General features: G+C 61.1%; 14 protein-coding genes. 9 read left to right on the top strand and 5 right to left on the bottom strand.

Going from position 1 to position 17,344, the window contains the following annotated elements:
- Positions 1-10: 10 nt before the first annotated feature.
- The 4 genes from BK667_RS20590 to gatC all read right to left on the bottom strand — a co-directional run bounded on the left by BK667_RS20590 (position 11) and on the right by gatC (position 3,748).
- Positions 11-385 carry a septal ring lytic transglycosylase RlpA family protein gene (locus BK667_RS20590; protein ID WP_123516364.1) on the bottom strand — a complete coding sequence of 125 codons (375 nt, stop codon included), beginning with the start codon at positions 383-385 and terminating at the stop codon, positions 11-13.
- 151 nt (positions 386-536) lie between these two features.
- Entirely contained in the window at positions 537-1,982 is a 1,446-nt protein-coding gene (gatB, locus tag BK667_RS20585) for an Asp-tRNA(Asn)/Glu-tRNA(Gln) amidotransferase subunit GatB (protein WP_123598720.1), read from the bottom strand.
- 10 nt (positions 1,983-1,992) lie between these two features.
- A complete protein-coding gene (gene gatA, locus BK667_RS20580; protein WP_123516360.1) occupies positions 1,993-3,444 on the bottom strand; it encodes an Asp-tRNA(Asn)/Glu-tRNA(Gln) amidotransferase subunit GatA in 1,452 nt (483 codons plus the stop codon).
- Positions 3,445-3,460: 16 nt separating this feature from the next.
- On the bottom strand, positions 3,461-3,748 hold the full coding sequence (gene gatC, locus BK667_RS20575; protein WP_008026876.1) for an Asp-tRNA(Asn)/Glu-tRNA(Gln) amidotransferase subunit GatC: 288 nt from the start codon (positions 3,746-3,748) through the stop codon (positions 3,461-3,463).
- A gap of 211 nt (positions 3,749-3,959) precedes the next feature.
- On the opposite strand from gatC, the gene mreB reads away from it, so the two are divergent.
- The 8 genes from mreB to tldD all read left to right on the top strand — a co-directional run bounded on the left by mreB (position 3,960) and on the right by tldD (position 15,268).
- The gene (mreB, locus tag BK667_RS20570) at positions 3,960-4,997 is read left to right on the top strand and encodes a rod shape-determining protein MreB (protein WP_002555108.1); all 1,038 of its coding nucleotides are present in this window, start codon (positions 3,960-3,962) and stop codon (positions 4,995-4,997) included.
- A 141-nt stretch (positions 4,998-5,138) separates the two neighbouring features.
- Positions 5,139-6,251: a rod shape-determining protein MreC gene (gene mreC / locus BK667_RS20565; RefSeq protein WP_123598719.1), complete on the top strand. Its 1,113-nt coding sequence runs from the start codon at positions 5,139-5,141 to the stop codon at positions 6,249-6,251.
- Entirely contained in the window at positions 6,251-6,742 is a 492-nt protein-coding gene (gene mreD / locus BK667_RS20560) for a rod shape-determining protein MreD (protein WP_123405261.1), read from the top strand. The genes mreC and mreD overlap by 1 nt, the downstream gene beginning before the upstream one ends.
- A 43-nt stretch (positions 6,743-6,785) precedes the next feature.
- Entirely contained in the window at positions 6,786-7,382 is a 597-nt protein-coding gene (locus tag BK667_RS20555; protein WP_123516356.1) for a Maf family protein, read from the top strand.
- A 57-nt stretch (positions 7,383-7,439) separates the two neighbouring features.
- Entirely contained in the window at positions 7,440-8,897 is a 1,458-nt protein-coding gene (gene rng, locus BK667_RS20550) for a ribonuclease G (protein WP_123516354.1), read from the top strand.
- Positions 8,898-8,972: 75 nt separating this feature from the next.
- Positions 8,973-12,776, top strand: coding sequence for a YhdP family protein (locus BK667_RS20545; protein WP_123598718.1), 3,804 nt, complete (start codon positions 8,973-8,975; stop codon positions 12,774-12,776).
- A 179-nt stretch (positions 12,777-12,955) separates the two neighbouring features.
- Positions 12,956-13,807: a carbon-nitrogen hydrolase family protein gene (locus BK667_RS20540; RefSeq protein ID WP_123598805.1), complete on the top strand. Its 852-nt coding sequence runs from the start codon at positions 12,956-12,958 to the stop codon at positions 13,805-13,807.
- 18 nt (positions 13,808-13,825) lie between these two features.
- Entirely contained in the window at positions 13,826-15,268 is a 1,443-nt protein-coding gene (tldD, locus tag BK667_RS20535; protein WP_123598717.1) for a metalloprotease TldD, read from the top strand.
- A 48-nt stretch (positions 15,269-15,316) separates the two neighbouring features.
- On the opposite strand, the gene yjgA is transcribed toward tldD, so the two are convergent.
- A complete protein-coding gene (yjgA, locus tag BK667_RS20530; protein ID WP_123516346.1) occupies positions 15,317-15,841 on the bottom strand; it encodes a ribosome biogenesis factor YjgA in 525 nt (174 codons plus the stop codon).
- Between the two features lie 108 nt (positions 15,842-15,949).
- Here yjgA and pmbA point away from each other — a divergent pair, with 108 nt between their 5' ends.
- Entirely contained in the window at positions 15,950-17,296 is a 1,347-nt protein-coding gene (gene pmbA, locus BK667_RS20525; protein ID WP_123598716.1) for a metalloprotease PmbA, read from the top strand.
- The last annotated feature ends 48 nt before the right edge of the window (positions 17,297-17,344 follow it).

Genomic DNA, 17,344 nt, shown 5'->3' with positions numbered 1-17,344 from the left:
GTGGAAGGGATCAGTCATCAAGGGCTTGCACACGAACCCGTGCGGTACCGGCGCGCAGCATGCCCAGCCGCTCGGCGGCTTCGTGAGACAGATCGATCAGACGCCCACGGGTATGCGGCCCACGATCATTGATACGGACCACGCAGGATTTGTCGTTATTCAGATTGGTGACCTTCACCCGCGTGCCGAAGGGTAGCTGGCGGTGGGCGGCGGTCAGGGAATTCTTGTCGAAACGCTCACCGCTGGCGGTGCGTTTGCCTTGGTGTTTGGCGCCGTAATAGGACGCCGTGCCGGTCTTGTCGTAACCGTGTGGGTCGATGATGTCGTTGCTGGCGCAACCGGCCAGCAGGGAGAGCAGGGCGCAGGCACTGAGCAGACGCTTCATTCAGATGTTTCCCGATACAAATGTGGGAGCGAGCCTGCTCGCGAAGGGGGCGTCACATTCAACATTTTCATTGATTGAGACACCGCTTTCGCGAGCAGGCTCGCTCCCACAGGAGGGACGGAGCCAGGCTTTAGATCTGGCTCCATTCGCATCAGCCTTCGAGCTTGCTTTTCAGCAGTTCGTTGACCTGTTGCGGGTTGGCCTTGCCTTTGGAGGCTTTCATGGCCTGGCCGACGAAGAAGCCGAACATCTTGCCGCGTTTGGCTTCGTCTGCCGCGCGGTACTGTTCAACCTGTTCGGCGTTGGCCGCGAGCATCTCGTCGAGCACCGCAGAAATCGCGCCGCTGTCGGTGACTTGCTTGAGGCCACGTTTTTCGATGATCTCGTCCGCGCTGCCTTCGCCGTTGGCCATCGCTTCAAACACAACCTTGGCGATTTTGCCGGAGATGGTGTTGTCGGTGATGCGCAGCAGCATGCCGCCCAGTTGCTCGGCCGAGACTGGCGACTGATCGATGTCCAGGCCCTGTTTGTTCAACAGGCTGCCCAGTTCAACCATGACCCAGTTGGCCGCCAGTTTGGCGTCGCCGCCGATGCTTGCGACTTTCTCGAAGTAATCGGCTTGCTCGCGGCTGGTGGCCAGGACGCTGGCGTCATACACCGACAGGCCGAACTGCGCCTGGAAGCGTTCGCGTTTCTGCGGTGGCAATTCCGGCAGGGTGGCGCGCACGTCATTGAGGAACGAGTCCTCGATGACGACCGGCAACAGGTCCGGATCGGGGAAGTAACGGTAGTCGTTGGCTTCCTCCTTGCTGCGCATCGGACGGGTTTCGTCCTTGTTCGGATCGTACAGGCGCGTCTGCTGGATCACCTTGCCGCCGTCTTCGATCAGCTCGATCTGACGGCGCACTTCGCTGTTGATCGCCTTCTCGATGAAACGGAACGAGTTGACGTTCTTGATTTCGCAGCGGGTGCCAAACTCAACCTGGCCCTTCGGACGGATCGACACGTTGCAGTCGCAACGCAGCGAGCCTTCGGCCATGTTGCCGTCGCAGATGCCCAGGTAACGCACCAGCGCGTGGACGGTCTTGACGTAGGCCACGGCTTCCTTGGCGCTGCGCATGTCCGGCTCGGAAACGATTTCCAGCAGCGGTGTGCCGGCACGGTTCAGGTCGATGCCGGTGGCGCCGTTGAACTCTTCGTGCAGGCTTTTACCGGCGTCCTCTTCCAGGTGCGCACGGGTTACGCCGACACGTTTGATCGTGCCGTCTTCCATGGCGATGTCCAGGTGGCCCTTGCCCACGATCGGCAATTCCATCTGGCTGATCTGGTAGCCCTTGGGCAGGTCCGGGTAGAAATAGTTTTTGCGGGCGAACACGTTGTGCTGACCGATTTCGGCATCGATAGCCAGGCCGAACATCACCGCCATGCGCACCGCTTCCTGGTTCAGCACCGGCAGTACGCCGGGCATGCCCAGGTCTACCAGGCTGGCCTGGGTGTTCGGCTCGGAACCGAAGGTGGTGGAACTACCGGAAAAGATTTTCGACCGGGTGGTGAGCTGGGTATGAATCTCCAGCCCGATCACGACTTCCCATTGCATGTGTTTCTCCTCAGAAGCCGGTTGGGGTGCGGGTGTGCCAGTCAGTGTTCAACTGATACTGGTGCGCAACGTTGAGCAAGCGGCCTTCCTGGAAATACGGGGCGAGCAACTGCACGCCGACCGGCAGACCGTCGACAAAACCGGCCGGCATGGACAAGCCCGGCAGACCCGCGAGGTTGGCGGTGATGGTGTAGACGTCTTCCAGATAGGCAGCGACCGGGTCGCTGTTCTTGGCGCCCAGTTTCCAGGCCGGGTTCGGCGTGGTTGGGCCGAGGATGATGTCGACTTCATTAAAGGCAGCCATGAAGTCGTTCTTCACCAGGCGACGAATCTTCTGCGCCTTCAGGTAGTAGGCGTCGTAGTAACCGGCCGACAGCGCGTAGGCACCGACCATGATCCGGCGCTGCACTTCCGCACCGAAGCCTTCACCACGGGAACGCTTGTACAGGTCTTCCAGGTTTTTCGGGTCTTCGCAGCGGTAGCCGAAACGCACGCCGTCGAAACGCGACAGGTTGGAAGAGGCTTCTGCCGGGGCGATCACGTAGTACGCAGGAATTGCGTGCTGCATGTTCGGCAGGCTGATTTCCTTGATCACGGCACCGAGCTTTTCCAGCTCTTTGATGCTGGTGTGGATCAGCTCGGCGATGCGCGGGTCGAGACCGGCGCTGAAGTATTCTTTCGGCACGCCGATGCGCAGGCCTTGCAGCGAGGTGTTGAGGCTGGCGCTGTAATCCGGCACGGGCTCGTCGATGCTGGTGGAATCATTGGCATCGAAACCGGCCATGCCTTGCAGCAGGATTGCGCAGTCTTCGGCGGTGCGTGCCAACGGGCCGCCCTGATCGAGACTGGACGCGTAAGCGATCATGCCCCAGCGCGAAACACGACCGTACGTCGGTTTCAGGCCGGTGAGGTTGGTGAACGCCGCCGGTTGGCGAATCGAGCCGCCGGTGTCGGTGGCGGTCGCGGCCGGCAACAGACGAGCAGCCACCGCGGCAGCCGAACCACCGGACGAACCGCCCGGCACGTGTTCCAGGTTCCACGGGTTTTTCACCGCGCCGTAGTAGCTCGACTCGTTGGCCGAACCCATGGCGAATTCGTCCATGTTGGTCTTGCCCAGGGTCACAGCGCCGGCAGCGGCCAGTTTGGCGACCACGGTGGCGTCGTACGGAGCTTTAAAGTTGTCGAGCATCTTCGAGCCGCAGCTGGTGCGGATGCCCTGGGTGCAGAACAGGTCTTTATGGGCGATCGGCGCGCCGAGCAGGGCGCCGCTCTCACCATTGGCGCGGCGTGCGTCAGCGGCTTTCGCCTGCTGGAGCGCCAGGTCTTCGGTGAGGCTGATGAAACTGTTGAGCTGCGGATCGAGCTGGGCGATGCGCGCCAGCAGGACTTTGGTCAGCTCTTCGGAGGAAAACTTTTTATCGGCGAGTCCGCGTGCGATCTCGGCCAGAGTCATTTGATGCATTGCAGGCTCTTTCCCTTTAGTCGATGACTTTCGGAACCAGGTACAGGCCGTTTTCGACCGCTGGTGCGATGGACTGATAGGCCTCGCGATGATTGGTCTCGGTCACGACGTCGGCACGCAGGCGCTGGCTGGCTTCCAGCGGGTGGGCCAGCGGCTCGATACCGTCGGTATTGACCGCCTGCATTTCGTCGACCAGCCCGAGAATGCTGTTCAGGGCCGAAGTGATATGTGGAAGATCGGCATCATTCAGGCCAAGGCAGGCCAGATGTGCGATTTTTTCCACGTCGGAGCGTTCAAGCGTCATTGCGATTCTCCAGTGGAAAACAGAACGGACGGCGTCCGTGTGTTAGATTGTCGGAACACTACCGCATTTCTACGGTCATAAGGCCGCGATTGAGGGGGTTGGTGCACAGAAAAGCGGCCAATTTAACATATTGGCGCCTTGCCCAAAATCCCTGTCGTTGTTAGAGTTTGCCGCACTTTTTTACCCACGCGTTGCCTAGGGTCCCTTTCCCATGTTCAAGAAACTGCGTGGCATGTTTTCCAGCGATCTTTCCATTGACCTGGGCACTGCCAACACCCTTATTTACGTGCGCGAGCGCGGAATCGTCCTGAATGAGCCCTCCGTTGTGGCTATTCGGACACACGGTAACCAGAAAAGTGTCGTTGCTGTCGGCACCGAGGCCAAGCGCATGCTCGGTCGTACGCCGGGCAACATTGCTGCCATTCGTCCGATGAAGGACGGCGTCATTGCCGACTTCAGCGTTTGCGAAAAGATGCTGCAGTACTTTATCAACAAGGTTCACGAAAACAGCTTCCTGCAGCCTAGCCCTCGTGTGCTGATCTGCGTTCCATGCAAATCCACCCAGGTGGAGCGTCGTGCCATCCGTGAATCGGCCCTTGGCGCCGGTGCCCGTGAAGTGTTCCTGATCGAAGAGCCAATGGCTGCTGCGATCGGTGCCGGCCTGCCGGTTGAAGAAGCACGCGGTTCGATGGTTGTCGATATCGGTGGCGGTACCACCGAAATCGCGCTGATCTCCCTGAACGGTGTGGTCTACGCCGAATCCGTACGGGTTGGCGGCGACCGCTTCGACGAAGCGATCATCACCTACGTGCGTCGCAACTACGGCAGCCTGATCGGCGAATCCACCGCCGAGCGCATCAAGCAGGAAATCGGTACCGCCTACCCGGGCGGCGAAGTTCGCGAAGTCGACGTTCGTGGCCGTAACCTGGCTGAAGGCGTTCCACGCGCATTCACCCTGAACTCCAATGAAGTGCTGGAAGCTCTGCAAGAGTCCCTGGCCACCATCGTTCAGGCTGTAAAAAGTGCCCTGGAGCAATCGCCGCCGGAACTGGCTTCCGATATCGCCGAGCGTGGCCTGGTACTGACCGGTGGTGGCGCCTTGCTGCGCGACCTCGACAAGTTGCTGGCCCAGGAAACCGGTCTGCCGGTGATCGTTGCCGAAGATCCGCTGACCTGTGTGGCTCGCGGCGGTGGCCGTGCCCTGGAAATGATGGATAAACACACCATGGACCTGCTGTCGAGCGAGTGATCTCGCCCGATGCATCTATGCTGTGAGCGCGCAGGCAGCACTTTGCAGTGCTGCCTGTTGCGTTTATCTTCTGTCAGTCTGCATCCAGGCCGGTTTGATGCCGTATGAATAAAGAGAACATTTGCCTGGGAGGAGCGGCTTATTAAACCGCTTTTCGCCAAGGGCCCCTCACTGGGCGTGCGCTTGTTGGTGCTGGTCGTGCTATCGGTCGCGCTGATGGTGGTCGATGCCCGCTTCACACTGCTCAAGCCAGTGCGTAGCCAGATGTCGCTGGTGCTGATGCAGTCCTACTGGATCACCGACCTGCCGCAGCGGCTATGGCAAGGTGTGGCCAGCCAATTCGGCAGCCGTACCGAGCTCGTCGCCGAAAACGAAAAACTCAAGACCGAAAACCTGCTGTTGCAGGGTCGCATGCAAAAGCTTGCCGCCCTCACCGAGCAGAACGTTCGGCTGCGCGAGTTGCTCAATTCCTCCGCACTGGTCAACGAAAAGGTCGAAGTGGCCGAGTTGATCGGCATGGACCCCAACCCCTTCACCCATCGCATCATCATCAATAAAGGTGAGCGCGACGGTGTGATCCTCGGTCAGCCGGTGCTCGATGCCCGTGGCCTGATGGGCCAGGTGGTCGAGTTGATGCCTTACACCTCCCGTGTTTTGTTGCTGACCGACACCACCCACAGCATTCCCGTGCAAGTGAATCGCAACGGTCTGCGGGCGATTGCCAGCGGCACCGGTAACCCGGAACGTCTGGAATTGCGTCACGTCGCCGACACCGCCGACATCAAGGAAGGCGATCTGCTGGTCAGCTCCGGCCTCGGCCAGCGTTTCCCGGCGGGTTACCCGGTGGCGACAGTCAAGGAAGTGATCCACGATTCCGGCCAGCCGTTTGCCATCGTCCGCGCCGTGCCGACCGCTGCGTTGAATCGCAGCCGTTATCTGTTGCTGGTGTTCAGCGATGGCCGCACCGCCGAAGAACGCGCCAACGACGCCGCCCAGGCCCAGGAAGCTTTGGATCAGCACGGCGGTGGGCCGATCATTCCGGCCACTGTGCCGAAACCGATTCCTGCGGTCGTGCCGACGCCGGCCGTTGCTGCACCAGCCGCAGCACCAGCCGCTGCTACGCCTGCGGCAACGACACCGGCCAAGCCTGCGGCAACGACCCATCTGGCCAAGCCTGTGACCAAGCCGACTGCCGCGAAACCCGCTGCCAAACCGCCTGTCTCTGCACCGGCTACCACTGGGGGAAGAGAATAATGGCGGGTGCTACTTCATCCCGAAACGGCTGGATCGTCTGGCTGACCTTCGCCATCGGCCTGCTGCTCAGCGTTTCGCCGTTGCCGCAATTCATGGAAATTCTGCGCCCCCTGTGGCTGGCCTTGCTGCTGGCATTCTGGGCGCTGGCCTTGCCGCAAACCGTCGGCATGGTCACCGCGTTTTGCCTGGGGCTGGCCGAAGACGTGCTTTATGGCACCTTGCTTGGCCAGAACGCGTTGATCCTGACGCTCATCACCTATCTGGTGCTGGCGTTGCAACAGCGCCTGCGAATGTTCCCGATGTGGCAACAGTGCCTGGTGATCCTGGTGATCTTCGGCCTCGCCCAACTGGTCCAGCTGTGGCTCAGCGCTCTGACCGGCAACCGCCAGCCAACCCTGGCGCTGGTGCTGCCAGCGCTGGTGAGTGCGTTGCTCTGGCCGTGGATCAGCTTCGGTTTGCGTGGTCTGCGTCGGCGCTACAAAATCAATTAATTCGGTCAGGCATGTGCCCGCACTGGACAAGGGAGATGTCTTGATGACGCAGTTGTACCTCGCCTCAGGCTCGCCGCGTCGACGTGAACTGCTCACGCAGATCGGCGTGCCGTTCTCCGCCATCAGTGCGGACATCGATGAAACCCCTTTGCACAACGAAACCCCATCGGCCTATGTCGAGCGTCTGGCGCGCGGCAAGGCTGAGGCCGGGCGCCGTACGGTCGTATCCGACACAGCATTTTGCGTATTGGGCGCCGACACCGCCGTGGTGCTGGACGGGAAAATTCTCGGCAAGCCAGTGGACGAAGCCGACGCTTGCGCCATGCTTATGATGTTGTCGGGATGTGAACACGAAGTCCTGACAGCCATTGCCGTGCTCGACGGCGAGCGTTGCGAGTCGCGGGTGGTGCGCAGCCTTGTACGTTTTCGCAACATCGATCGTGAGGAAGCGGCGGCCTACTGGGCCAGCGGCGAACCTCGGGACAAGGCCGGCGGCTATGGCATTCAAGGGTTGGGCGCAGTGTTTGTCGCCGGCCTCGATGGCAGCTATTCGGCGGTGGTCGGATTGCCGTTGTGCGAAAGCGCAGAACTGCTCGGCCATTTCGGCATACCCTGTTGGCAAACCCTTAACGCGCGCTAAGCGTCGTACTGACAAGATGCGGCCATTATCGTGAACATGCCTGAACGAGACCCTGCCATGAGTGAAGAGATCCTGATCAACATCACGCCGATGGAATCGCGCGTGGCGGTGGTTGAAAACGGTGTCCTGCAAGAAGTTCACGTCGAGCGCACGCAAAAGCGCGGGATCGTCGGCAACATTTATAAAGGCAAAGTCGTGCGGGTCTTGCCGGGCATGCAGGCGGCTTTCGTCGACATCGGCCTGGACCGTGCTGCGTTCATTCACGCTTCGGAAATCTCCCTGCGTGAAGGCCCCGCAGTGGAAAGCATCAGCAGTCTGGTGCACGAAGGCCAGAGCCTGGTGGTGCAAGTCACCAAGGACCCGATCGGCTCCAAAGGCGCACGCCTGACCACGCAATTGTCGATTCCGTCGCGCTATCTGGTGTACATGCCGCGCACGGCTCACGTCGGGATTTCCCTGAAGATCGAAGACGAAGCCGAGCGCGAACGGCTCAAGCAAGTGGTCACCGACTGCGTGGCCAAAGAAGGCATCAAAGAGGCCGGCGGCTTCATTCTGCGTACCGCTGCCGAAGGCGCTGGCGCCGATGAAATCCTCATGGACATCCGCTACCTGCGCCGTCTGTGGGACCAGATCAACGCCCAGATCAAAACCATCGGCGCGCCGAGCGTGATCTACGAAGACCTCGGCCTGGCCCTGCGCACCTTGCGTGACCTGGTGAGCCCGAAGATCGAGAAGATCCGCATCGACTCCCGGGAAACCTTCCAGAAAACCACCCAGTTCGTCGCTGAGCTGATGCCGGAAATCGCTGATCGCCTCGAGCATTACCCCGGCGAGCGGCCGATTTTCGACCTGTACGGCGTCGAAGACGAGATCCAGAAAGCCCTGGAGCGCAAGGTGCCGCTCAAGTCCGGCGGTTATCTGGTGGTGGACCCGGCAGAGGCCATGAGCACCATCGACGTCAACACCGGGGCGTTCGTCGGTCATCGCAATCTTGAAGAAACCATTTTCAAGACCAACCTCGAAGCCGCCACCGCCATTGCCCGCCAACTGCGCCTGCGCAACCTCGGCGGGATCATCATCATCGACTTCATCGACATGGAAGACGAAGAGCACCAGCGTCAGGTATTGCGCACCCTTGAGAAGCAACTGGAACGCGATCACGCCAAGACCAACATCATCGGCATCACCGAGTTGGGCCTGGTGCAGATGACCCGCAAGCGCACCCGCGAAAGTCTCGAACAGGTGCTGTGCGAACCGTGCAGCAGCTGCCAGGGGCGCGGCAAGCTCAAGACCCCGGAAACGGTGTGCTACGAAATTTTCCGCGAGATCCTTCGCGAAGCCCGCGCTTATCAGGCCGAAGGCTATCGTGTATTGGCAAATCAGAAAGTGGTCGATCGTTTGCTCGATGAAGAGTCGGGCAACGTTGCCGAACTGGAAGGGTTTATCGGTCGCACCATCCGGTTCCAGGTCGAAACCATGTATTCCCAGGAACAATACGACGTGGTGCTGCTCTGAATCTCCAGGTTTCACCGCGACTAGAACGGCTGGCCTCAGCTTTTTGCAGTATTTTTGCCATGGGAGCCAACTGACATGGACCGTCTGACACGCATTTTGGCCGCACTGACCCGCTGGGGACTGGGCCTGTGTGCGTTGGCTCTGGTGCTGATGGCGTTGTACGTCAGCCTCGGTCGGGAACTGACGCCGCTGGTGGCCGAATACCGCGCAGACATCGAGACCAAAGCCAGTGACGCCTTGGGCATGCCCCTGCAAATCGGCAGGCTGGAAGGCAACTGGAGCGGTTTTGCGCCGATCCTGCTGGCCCACGACGTGACGGTCGGCGCGGGCACCAATGCCCTGCGCCTGGATAACGTGCGGGTGGTGCCAGACCTTTGGGCCAGCCTGTTGGCCCGGCAAGTGCGCATCGCTCACCTGGAACTCAATGGCCTGAAGATCAGCCTCAAGGAAGGCGAGGACGGCCAATGGGCGCTGGAAGGTCTGCCGGTGCAGCAGGACCAGCCGCTGGATCCGGAGCAACTGCTCAATCGCATGCAGATGGTCGAACAGCTGTCGGTCCTCGACAGCCAGATCACCTTGCAGCCGCTGGACCATGCGCCGCTGACGCTGACCTACGTCGGCCTGAATCTGAAAACCGGCGCCTCCCGTCAGCGACTCGACGCACGCCTGACCCTGCCTGATGGTCAACCGGTCGCCATGAGCTTGCGCACCCGCGTGCGTGCCAGCGCTTGGAAGGACGGGGCGGCGGAGGCTTATCTGAGCCTGCCGCAAAGCGATTGGTCGAAATGGCTGCCTGGGCGCCTGACCCGGCAATGGAATTTCTCCGAGATCAAGGCCGGTGGTGAGCTGTGGCTGAACTGGGGCAATGGCGCTGTGCAAAGCGTTGCAATACGACTGAACGCCCCGCAACTGAAAGGTGCCTACGCCGAACGCAAGCCGATCCAGATCAACAATCTGGCGCTCAACGCTTACTTCCAGCGTAGCGACGAAGGTGCCCTGGTAACCCTTGATTCCTTGTCGATGAACTTTGGCGACACGCGCTGGGAGACCCGTCTGCAACTCAAGCAAAACGTTGCCACCGACAAGGCCGAAGAACTCTGGCACCTGCAAGCCGATCGTCTGGACCTGACTCCGCTCACACCGCTGCTCAATGCGTTGGGGCCGTTGCCTGAAGGCGTTGCCACGGCAGTCGAAAAACTCAAGGTCACCGGTGCATTACGCAACGTGCTGATCGACTTGCGGCCCAATGCCACCGACGACACTAAATTCAGTTTTGCCGCCAACCTGGAACGGGTCGGCTTCGACGCCTATCACGGCGCACCGGCGGCGCGGAATGTCAGCGGCAGCATCAGCGGCGACCTCGGTCACGGTGAGTTGCGCATGGACAGCAAGGATTTTTCCTTGCACCTGGACCCGATTTTCGCCAAGCCATGGCAGTACATTCAGGCCAACGCCCGTCTGACCTGGAAGCTCGATAAAGAAGGCTTCACCCTGATCGCGCCGTACCTGAAGGTGCTGGGCGAAGAGGGCAAGATTGCCGGCGACTTCCTGATTCGCCTGCATTTCGACCACACTCAGGAAGACTACATGGACCTACGGGTCGGCCTGGTAGACGGCGATGGCAAATACACCGCCAAGTACCTGCCGACGGTGCTCAGCCCGGCGCTGGACGAATGGCTGCGTACGGCGAATCTCAAAGGCGCGGTGGACCAGGGATTCTTTCAGTACCAGGGCTCGCTGAATCATGGCGCCGAAGACGCCGCTCGCAGCATCAGCCTGTTCTTCAAGGTGCACGACGCCGAACTGGCGTTCCAGCCGGGCTGGCCGCATGTCAGCAAGGTCAGTGGTGACGTGTTTATTGAAGACAGCGGTGTGCGGATTCTGGCCAGCAAGGGCCAACTGCTCGACACCCAGGTCAGCGATGTCTACGTCAATATTCCGCACGTGCCAGCCGGGCAAAACGTCCACATGTTCCTTGATGGCGGGTTTGCCGGCGGTTTGGGTGATGGCCTGAAGATTCTGCAGCAAGCCCCCATCGGCACCGCCGACACCTTCGCCGGTTGGGAAGGCGAGGGCGATTTGCAGGGCAAACTCAATCTGGACATCCCGCTGGCCAAAGGCGACCTGCCGAAGATTCTCGTCGACTTCAAGACCAATAAAGCCCGGCTGAAACTGGCCGAACCGACCTTGGAGCTGACTCAGCTCAAGGGCGATTTCCGTTTCGACAGCAGCAAGGGCTTGAGCGGGCAGAACATCACCGCGAAGGCGTTCGACAAACCGGTGACCGCGCAGATTTTCGCCGATGGCAGTCCGGGCAAGCTCGATACCCGGGTCGCCGCTTCCGGTCAGGTCGAGGTCAAGAAACTCACGGACTGGCTGAACGTAACCCAGCCGTTGCCGGTATCCGGGGTCGTCCCTTATCAGTTGCAGTTGAACCTCAATGGCGCCGACAGTCAGTTGATCGTCAGTTCCAACCTCAAAGGCGTCGCCATCGATTTGCCGGCGCCGTTCGGTATGTCTGCCGATGTGGGCCGTGACACGGTGTTCCGCATGTCCCTGCAAGGGCCGGAGCGGCGTTATTGGGTCACGTATGGTGACCTGGCGAACTTCACTTTCGCGGCGCCTCCCGGCAATTTTGCCGACGGTCGCGGCGAATTGTTCCTCGGCGGCGGCAATGCCGTGCTGCCGGCGAACAAAGGCCTGCGCGTCAGCGGTGTGCTGTCGGAACTGGATGTCGGCCCGTGGAAAGATCTGCTGGACAAGTACGCCGGCCAGGATCCGGGCGGCAGTGCCAAGCAACTGCTCAGCGGCGCGGATTTCAAAGTCGACAAGCTCAGCGGTTTCGGTACGACCCTGGATCAGGCGTCGGTGCAACTGACCCGCAAGCCGTCGCTCTGGGCCTTGCAGCTCGACAGTCAGCAGGCCAAGGGCAACGTGAACATCCCCGACGCGAAAGCCGCGCCGATTGCGATCAATCTGCAATACGTGCGTTTGCCGGCGCCCGATCCGACGGTGCTGGCCGACGAAAACTCGCCAGACCCGTTGGTTTCCGTGGACCCGACGAAAATCCCGGCACTGGATATCACCATCAATCAGCTGTTCCAGGGCGCTGACCTGGTGGGCGGCTGGTCACTGAAAGTCCGTCCGACCGCCAAGGGCATCGCCCTCAATACCCTGGACATGGGCCTCAAGGGCATTCTGTTGCAGGGCAGCGGTGGTTGGGAAGGGACGCCGGGCGCGACCAACAGTTGGTACAAGGGCCGGATCAGCGGCAAAAACCTCGCCGATGTGCTCAAAGGCTGGGGCTTTGCGCCGAGCGTCACCAGTGAAGAGTTTCATATGGACGTCGATGGTCGCTGGCCCGGTTCGCCGGCGTGGCTGGCCACCAAGCGCTTCTCCGGTAGCCTCGATGCCTCGCTCAATAAAGGTCAGTTTGTCGAAGTCGAGGGCAGTGCCCAGGCGTTGCGGGTGTTTGGCCTGCTCAACTTCAACTCCATCGGCCGCCGCCTGCGGTTGGACTTCTCCGACCTGTTTGGCAAAGGCTTGAGTTACGACCGGGTCAAAGGCCTGCTGGTGGCGAGCAACGGGGTATACGTGACTCGCGAGCCGATCCTGTTGACCGGCCCGTCGAGCAACCTTGAACTCAATGGCACCCTGGACCTGGTCGGCGATCAGGTCGATGCCAAGTTGCTGGTGACCTTGCCATTGACCAACAACCTGCCGATTGCCGCGCTGATCGTCGGCGCGCCAGCCATTGGTGGCGCGCTGTTCCTGATCGACAAACTGATTGGCGACCGCGTGGCACGTTTTGCCAGCGTCAAATACACCGTCAAAGGGCCATGGAAAGAACCGAAGATCACCCTGGACAAGCCGTTTTGAAAAAACACGCCTTGGAGTGATGGAGTAGCATGGAGCTAATCCTTGTAGGAGCGAGCGGTGCGGCGATCCGACTTGCCCGCGAAGAACGATAACGCGGTGTTCTTGATACACCGCGGCGCTCCCTTCGCGGGCAAGCCTTGCTCCTACGGTCATGTGTTGATTGGAATAAGGGAATGGCCATGTCTTCTGTAGCGGTGATTCAAATGGTCAGTCAGAGCGATGTGCTGGCTAATCTAGCCCAGGCCCGTCGCCTGCTCGAACAAGCGGCAAGCGCCGGCGCGCGGCTGGCGGTGCTGCCGGAAAACTTCGCGGCCATGGGCCGTCGCGACATCGCCGACATCGGCCGCGCCGAGGCCTTGGGCGACGGTCCGATCCTGCCGTGGTTGAAACAGACCGCTCGCGCCCTCAAGTTATGGATAGTCGCCGGCACGTTGCCGTTGCCGCCGGTGGATCAGCCGATGGCCAAAGTACATGCCTGCTCGCTGCTGGTGGATGACCAGGGCGAAACCGTTGCACGGTATGACAAGTTGCACCTGTTCGACGTCGACGTGGCGGACAATCGCGGGCGTTACCGTGAATCCGATGACTATGCTTATGGCAGTGGCGTCGTGGTGGCGGACACGCCCGTCGGTCGGGTCGGCCTGACCGTGTGTTACGACCTGCGTTTCCCGGAGTTGTACAGCGAATTGCGCGCTGCCGGTGCAGAACTGATCACCGCGCCGTCGGCCTTTACCGCCGTGACCGGCGCGGCCCATTGGGATGTGTTGATCCGAGCCCGAGCCATCGAGACCCAATGTTATGTACTCGCGGCCGCCCAGGGTGGCACCCACCCGGGGCCGCGTGAAACTTATGGACATGCCGCCATCGTCGACCCGTGGGGACGCGTGCTGGCGCAACAGGATCAAGGCGAGGCCGTGTTGCTGGCCGAATGCGATAGCAACGAACAGGCGTCCATCAGGGCGCGGATGCCGGTGTCCAGTCACCGGCGCTTTTTCTCGCAGGGCGCCCAGCGACCTGCCTCAGAACGATGAATTTAAGGCGTAAAGCATATGAGCGAGTTGTTGTCCTCAGTCAGTGACCACCTTTTAGCGCCCGGCGGCGTGACCATCGAGAGCCTGCAGAGTGTGCTCGGTGATCTGGCCGGCCCGGGCATCGATGCGGCCGACCTGTATTTCCAGGGCCAGATTTCCGAGTCCTGGGCGCTGGAAGACGGGATCGTCAAGGAAGGCAGCTTCAACCTCGACCAGGGCGTCGGCGTGCGCGCGCAATCGGGTGAGAAGACCGGTTTCGCCTACAGCAACGCCATCACCCTCGAAGCCCTGGGCGCGGCGGCTTGCGCAGCCCGTTCGATCTCCCGCGCCGGGCAGAACGGCACGGTGCAAGCGTTCACCACCCAGGACGTCGCCCAGTTGTACGGGCCGGACAACCCATTGGAAGTGATGACCCGCGCCGAAAAAGTCGACCTGCTCAAGCGCATCGACGTCGCCACCCGCGCCCTCGATCCGCGTATCCAGCAAGTCACCGTGAGCATGGCCGGGGTCTGGGAGCGCATTCTTGTCGCGTCCACTGATGGCAGCCTGGCGGCAGATGTTCGGCCGTTGGTGCGCTTTAACGTCAGTGTGATTGTTGAACAGAACGGTCGCCGCGAGCGCGGTGGTCATGGCGGCGGCGGTCGTACCGATTACCGTTATTTCCTCGGCGAAGACCGCGCCATGGGCTATGCCCGTGAAGCGTTGCGTCAGGCGCTGGTGAACCTGGAAGCGATTCCCGCACCGGCCGGTACGTTGCCGGTGGTGCTGGGTTCGGGCTGGTCTGGTGTGCTGCTGCACGAAGCGGTCGGCCACGGCCTGGAAGGCGACTTCAACCGCAAGGGCAGTTCGGCCTACAGCGGGCGTATGGGCGAGATGGTTGCGTCCAAACTCTGCACTATCGTCGATGACGGCACCCTGGCCGGGCGTCGTGGCTCGCTGAGCGTCGACGACGAAGGCACCCCGACCGAATGCACCACGCTGATCGAAAATGGCGTGCTCAAGGGCTACATGCAGGACAAGCTCAACGCGCGCCTGATGGGCGTGGCCCGTACCGGTAACGGTCGCCGTGAATCCTATGCGCACCTGCCGATGCCACGCATGACCAACACCTACATGCTGGCCGGCGAAAGCGACCCGGAAGAAATCATTAAGTCGGTCAAGCGCGGCATCTACTGCGCCAACCTCGGCGGCGGTCAGGTGGACATCACCAGCGGCAAATTCGTGTTCTCCACCAGCGAGGCGTACCTGATCGAAGACGGCAAGATCACTGCCCCGGTCAAAGGCGCGACGTTGATCGGCAACGGGCCGGAAGCCATGAGCAAAGTGTCGATGGTCGGTAACGATCTGGCGCTGGACAGCGGCGTGGGGACGTGCGGGAAGGATGGGCAGTCGGTGCCGGTGGGTGTCGGGCAGCCAACGCTGAAAATCGATGCGATCACTGTGGGTGGCACAGGATCTTGATGGATGGAGCTTCGGGTGGGCCGCGTGGCGACTCACCCGATTCGGGACTCAGCGCAGACCGCGTTGAGTCTCGTCCAGCTCACGGATGTACTTGAAGATTTTACGGCTCGATGCCGGTGGCTTGTTGGTCGCCAGTTCGTGCTGGGCCTGACGGATCAGGGAGCGCAACTGTTGACGATCAGCCTCCGGGTAGTCGAACACGAACTTCTCCAGGACTGCATCGTCGCCCGCGATCAAGCGATCGCGCCAGCGTTCCAGGCCATGGAAACGTTCGTTGTACTGCCGGGTGGAGGCATCGAGTTGATCGAGCAATATCAGAATGGCGTCAGTGTCCTGGTCGCGCATCAGTTTGCCGATGAACATGAGGTGCCGTTTACGCGCGATATTCGCGGTGTGCTTGGGCGCATCGGCCAGGGCCCGGCGCATAGCGTCGGTCAACGGCAGTTTTGCCAGCAAGTCAGGCTTGAGCGTTGTAAGGCGTTCGCCGAGGTCAACCAGAGCATGCAGCTCGCGTTTGACCTGGGATTTGCTTTTTTCTCCCGTATCGAGGGAGTCGTCGTAAGAATCAACCATGGTGGCCGTCCGCAAAGAAACGCCGCCATGATAACCAGTCGGGGGCCGCTTGTCCGGCCCGGTCGCTCGAAGGCCCCAGCCGAAAGCAGAATTTGAGTGGAGAACAGCATGAGTGCAGTTGAAAGCGTCGGCCCACAAGCGTTGCCGGCACTGCAAGAGCAAGTCGAGCAGATCATCGCTGAAGCCAAGCGCCAGGGCGCCAGTGCCTGTGAAGTCGCGGTGTCGCTGGAGCAGGGCCTGTCCACGTCGGTGCGTCAGCGGGAAGTCGAAACCGTCGAATTCAATCGTGACCAAGGCTTTGGCATCACCTTGTACGTCGGTCAGCGCAAAGGCTCGGCCAGCACCTCGGCCAGCGGTCCGGAGGCAATCCGCGAAACCGTCGCCGCCGCACTCGCCATCGCCAAGCACACCTCTGAAGACGAGGCCTCGGGCCTGGCAGATGCCGCGCTGATGGCCAAGGATCTGCGGGATTTCGACCTGTTCCACCAGTGGGACATTACCCCTGAACAAGCCATCGAGATGGCCTTGAGCTGCGAAGCGGCGGCATTTGCCACTGACAGCCGGATCAAGAATGCCGACGGCACCACCCTCAGCACCCATCAGGGCTGCCGCGTCTACGGCAACAGCCACGGCTTTATTGGCGGCTACGCGTCGACCCGTCACAGCCTGAGCTGCGTGATGATCGCCGAGGCCGAAGGCCAGATGCAGCGCGATTACTGGTACGACGTGAACCGTCAAGGCAACTTGCTGGCCGACCCGGTGAGCATTGGTCAACGTGCTGCGCAACGGGCGGCGAGCCGTCTGGGCGCGCGTCCGGTGCCGACCTGCGAAGTGCCGGTGCTATTTTCGGCGGAGTTGGCCGGTGGCTTGTTCGGCAGTTTCCTGTCGGCGGTGTCCGGCGGCAGCCTTTATCGCAAGTCATCGTTCCTCGAAGGCACCCTGGGGCAGAAACTGTTCCCGGAATGGCTGACCCTCGATGAGCGTCCGCACTTGATGCAAGCGATGGGCAGTTCGGCATTCGATGGTGATGGCTTGGCGACCTATGCCAAACCGTTCGTCGAAAATGGTGTGTTGGTGTCGTACATCCTCGGCACCTATTCCGGTCGCAAACTGGGCATGCCGAGCACCGCCAACGCAGGCGGCGTGCACAACCTGTTCGTCACCCATGGCGACGAAGACCAGGCCGCGTTGTTGCGTCGCATGGGTCGTGGCTTGCTGGTCACCGAACTGATGGGCCAGGGCCTGAACATGGTCACCGGCGACTACTCCCGTGGCGCGGCGGGTTTCTGGGTCGAGAACGGTGAAATCCAGTTCGCGGTCCAGGAAGTGACCATCGCCGGCAACATGCGCGACATGTTCAAGCAGATTGTGGCAGTGGGGAATGATCTGGAACTGCGCAGCAATATTCGCACCGGTTCGGTGTTGATTGAGCGGATGACGGTGGCGGGGAGTTAACCCAGACCGTTACACAACAGGCGCGCCACCCCATGGGTGGCGCGTTTT

Origin of the sequence: Pseudomonas frederiksbergensis (assembly GCF_003732705.1) — a bacterium.
In the GTDB taxonomy this organism is placed as follows: Bacteria; Pseudomonadota; Gammaproteobacteria; order Pseudomonadales; family Pseudomonadaceae; genus Aquipseudomonas; species Aquipseudomonas frederiksbergensis_F.
Note: the sequence above shows the minus strand (reverse complement) of the source record. Positions and strands in the feature narration are given on the sequence as shown.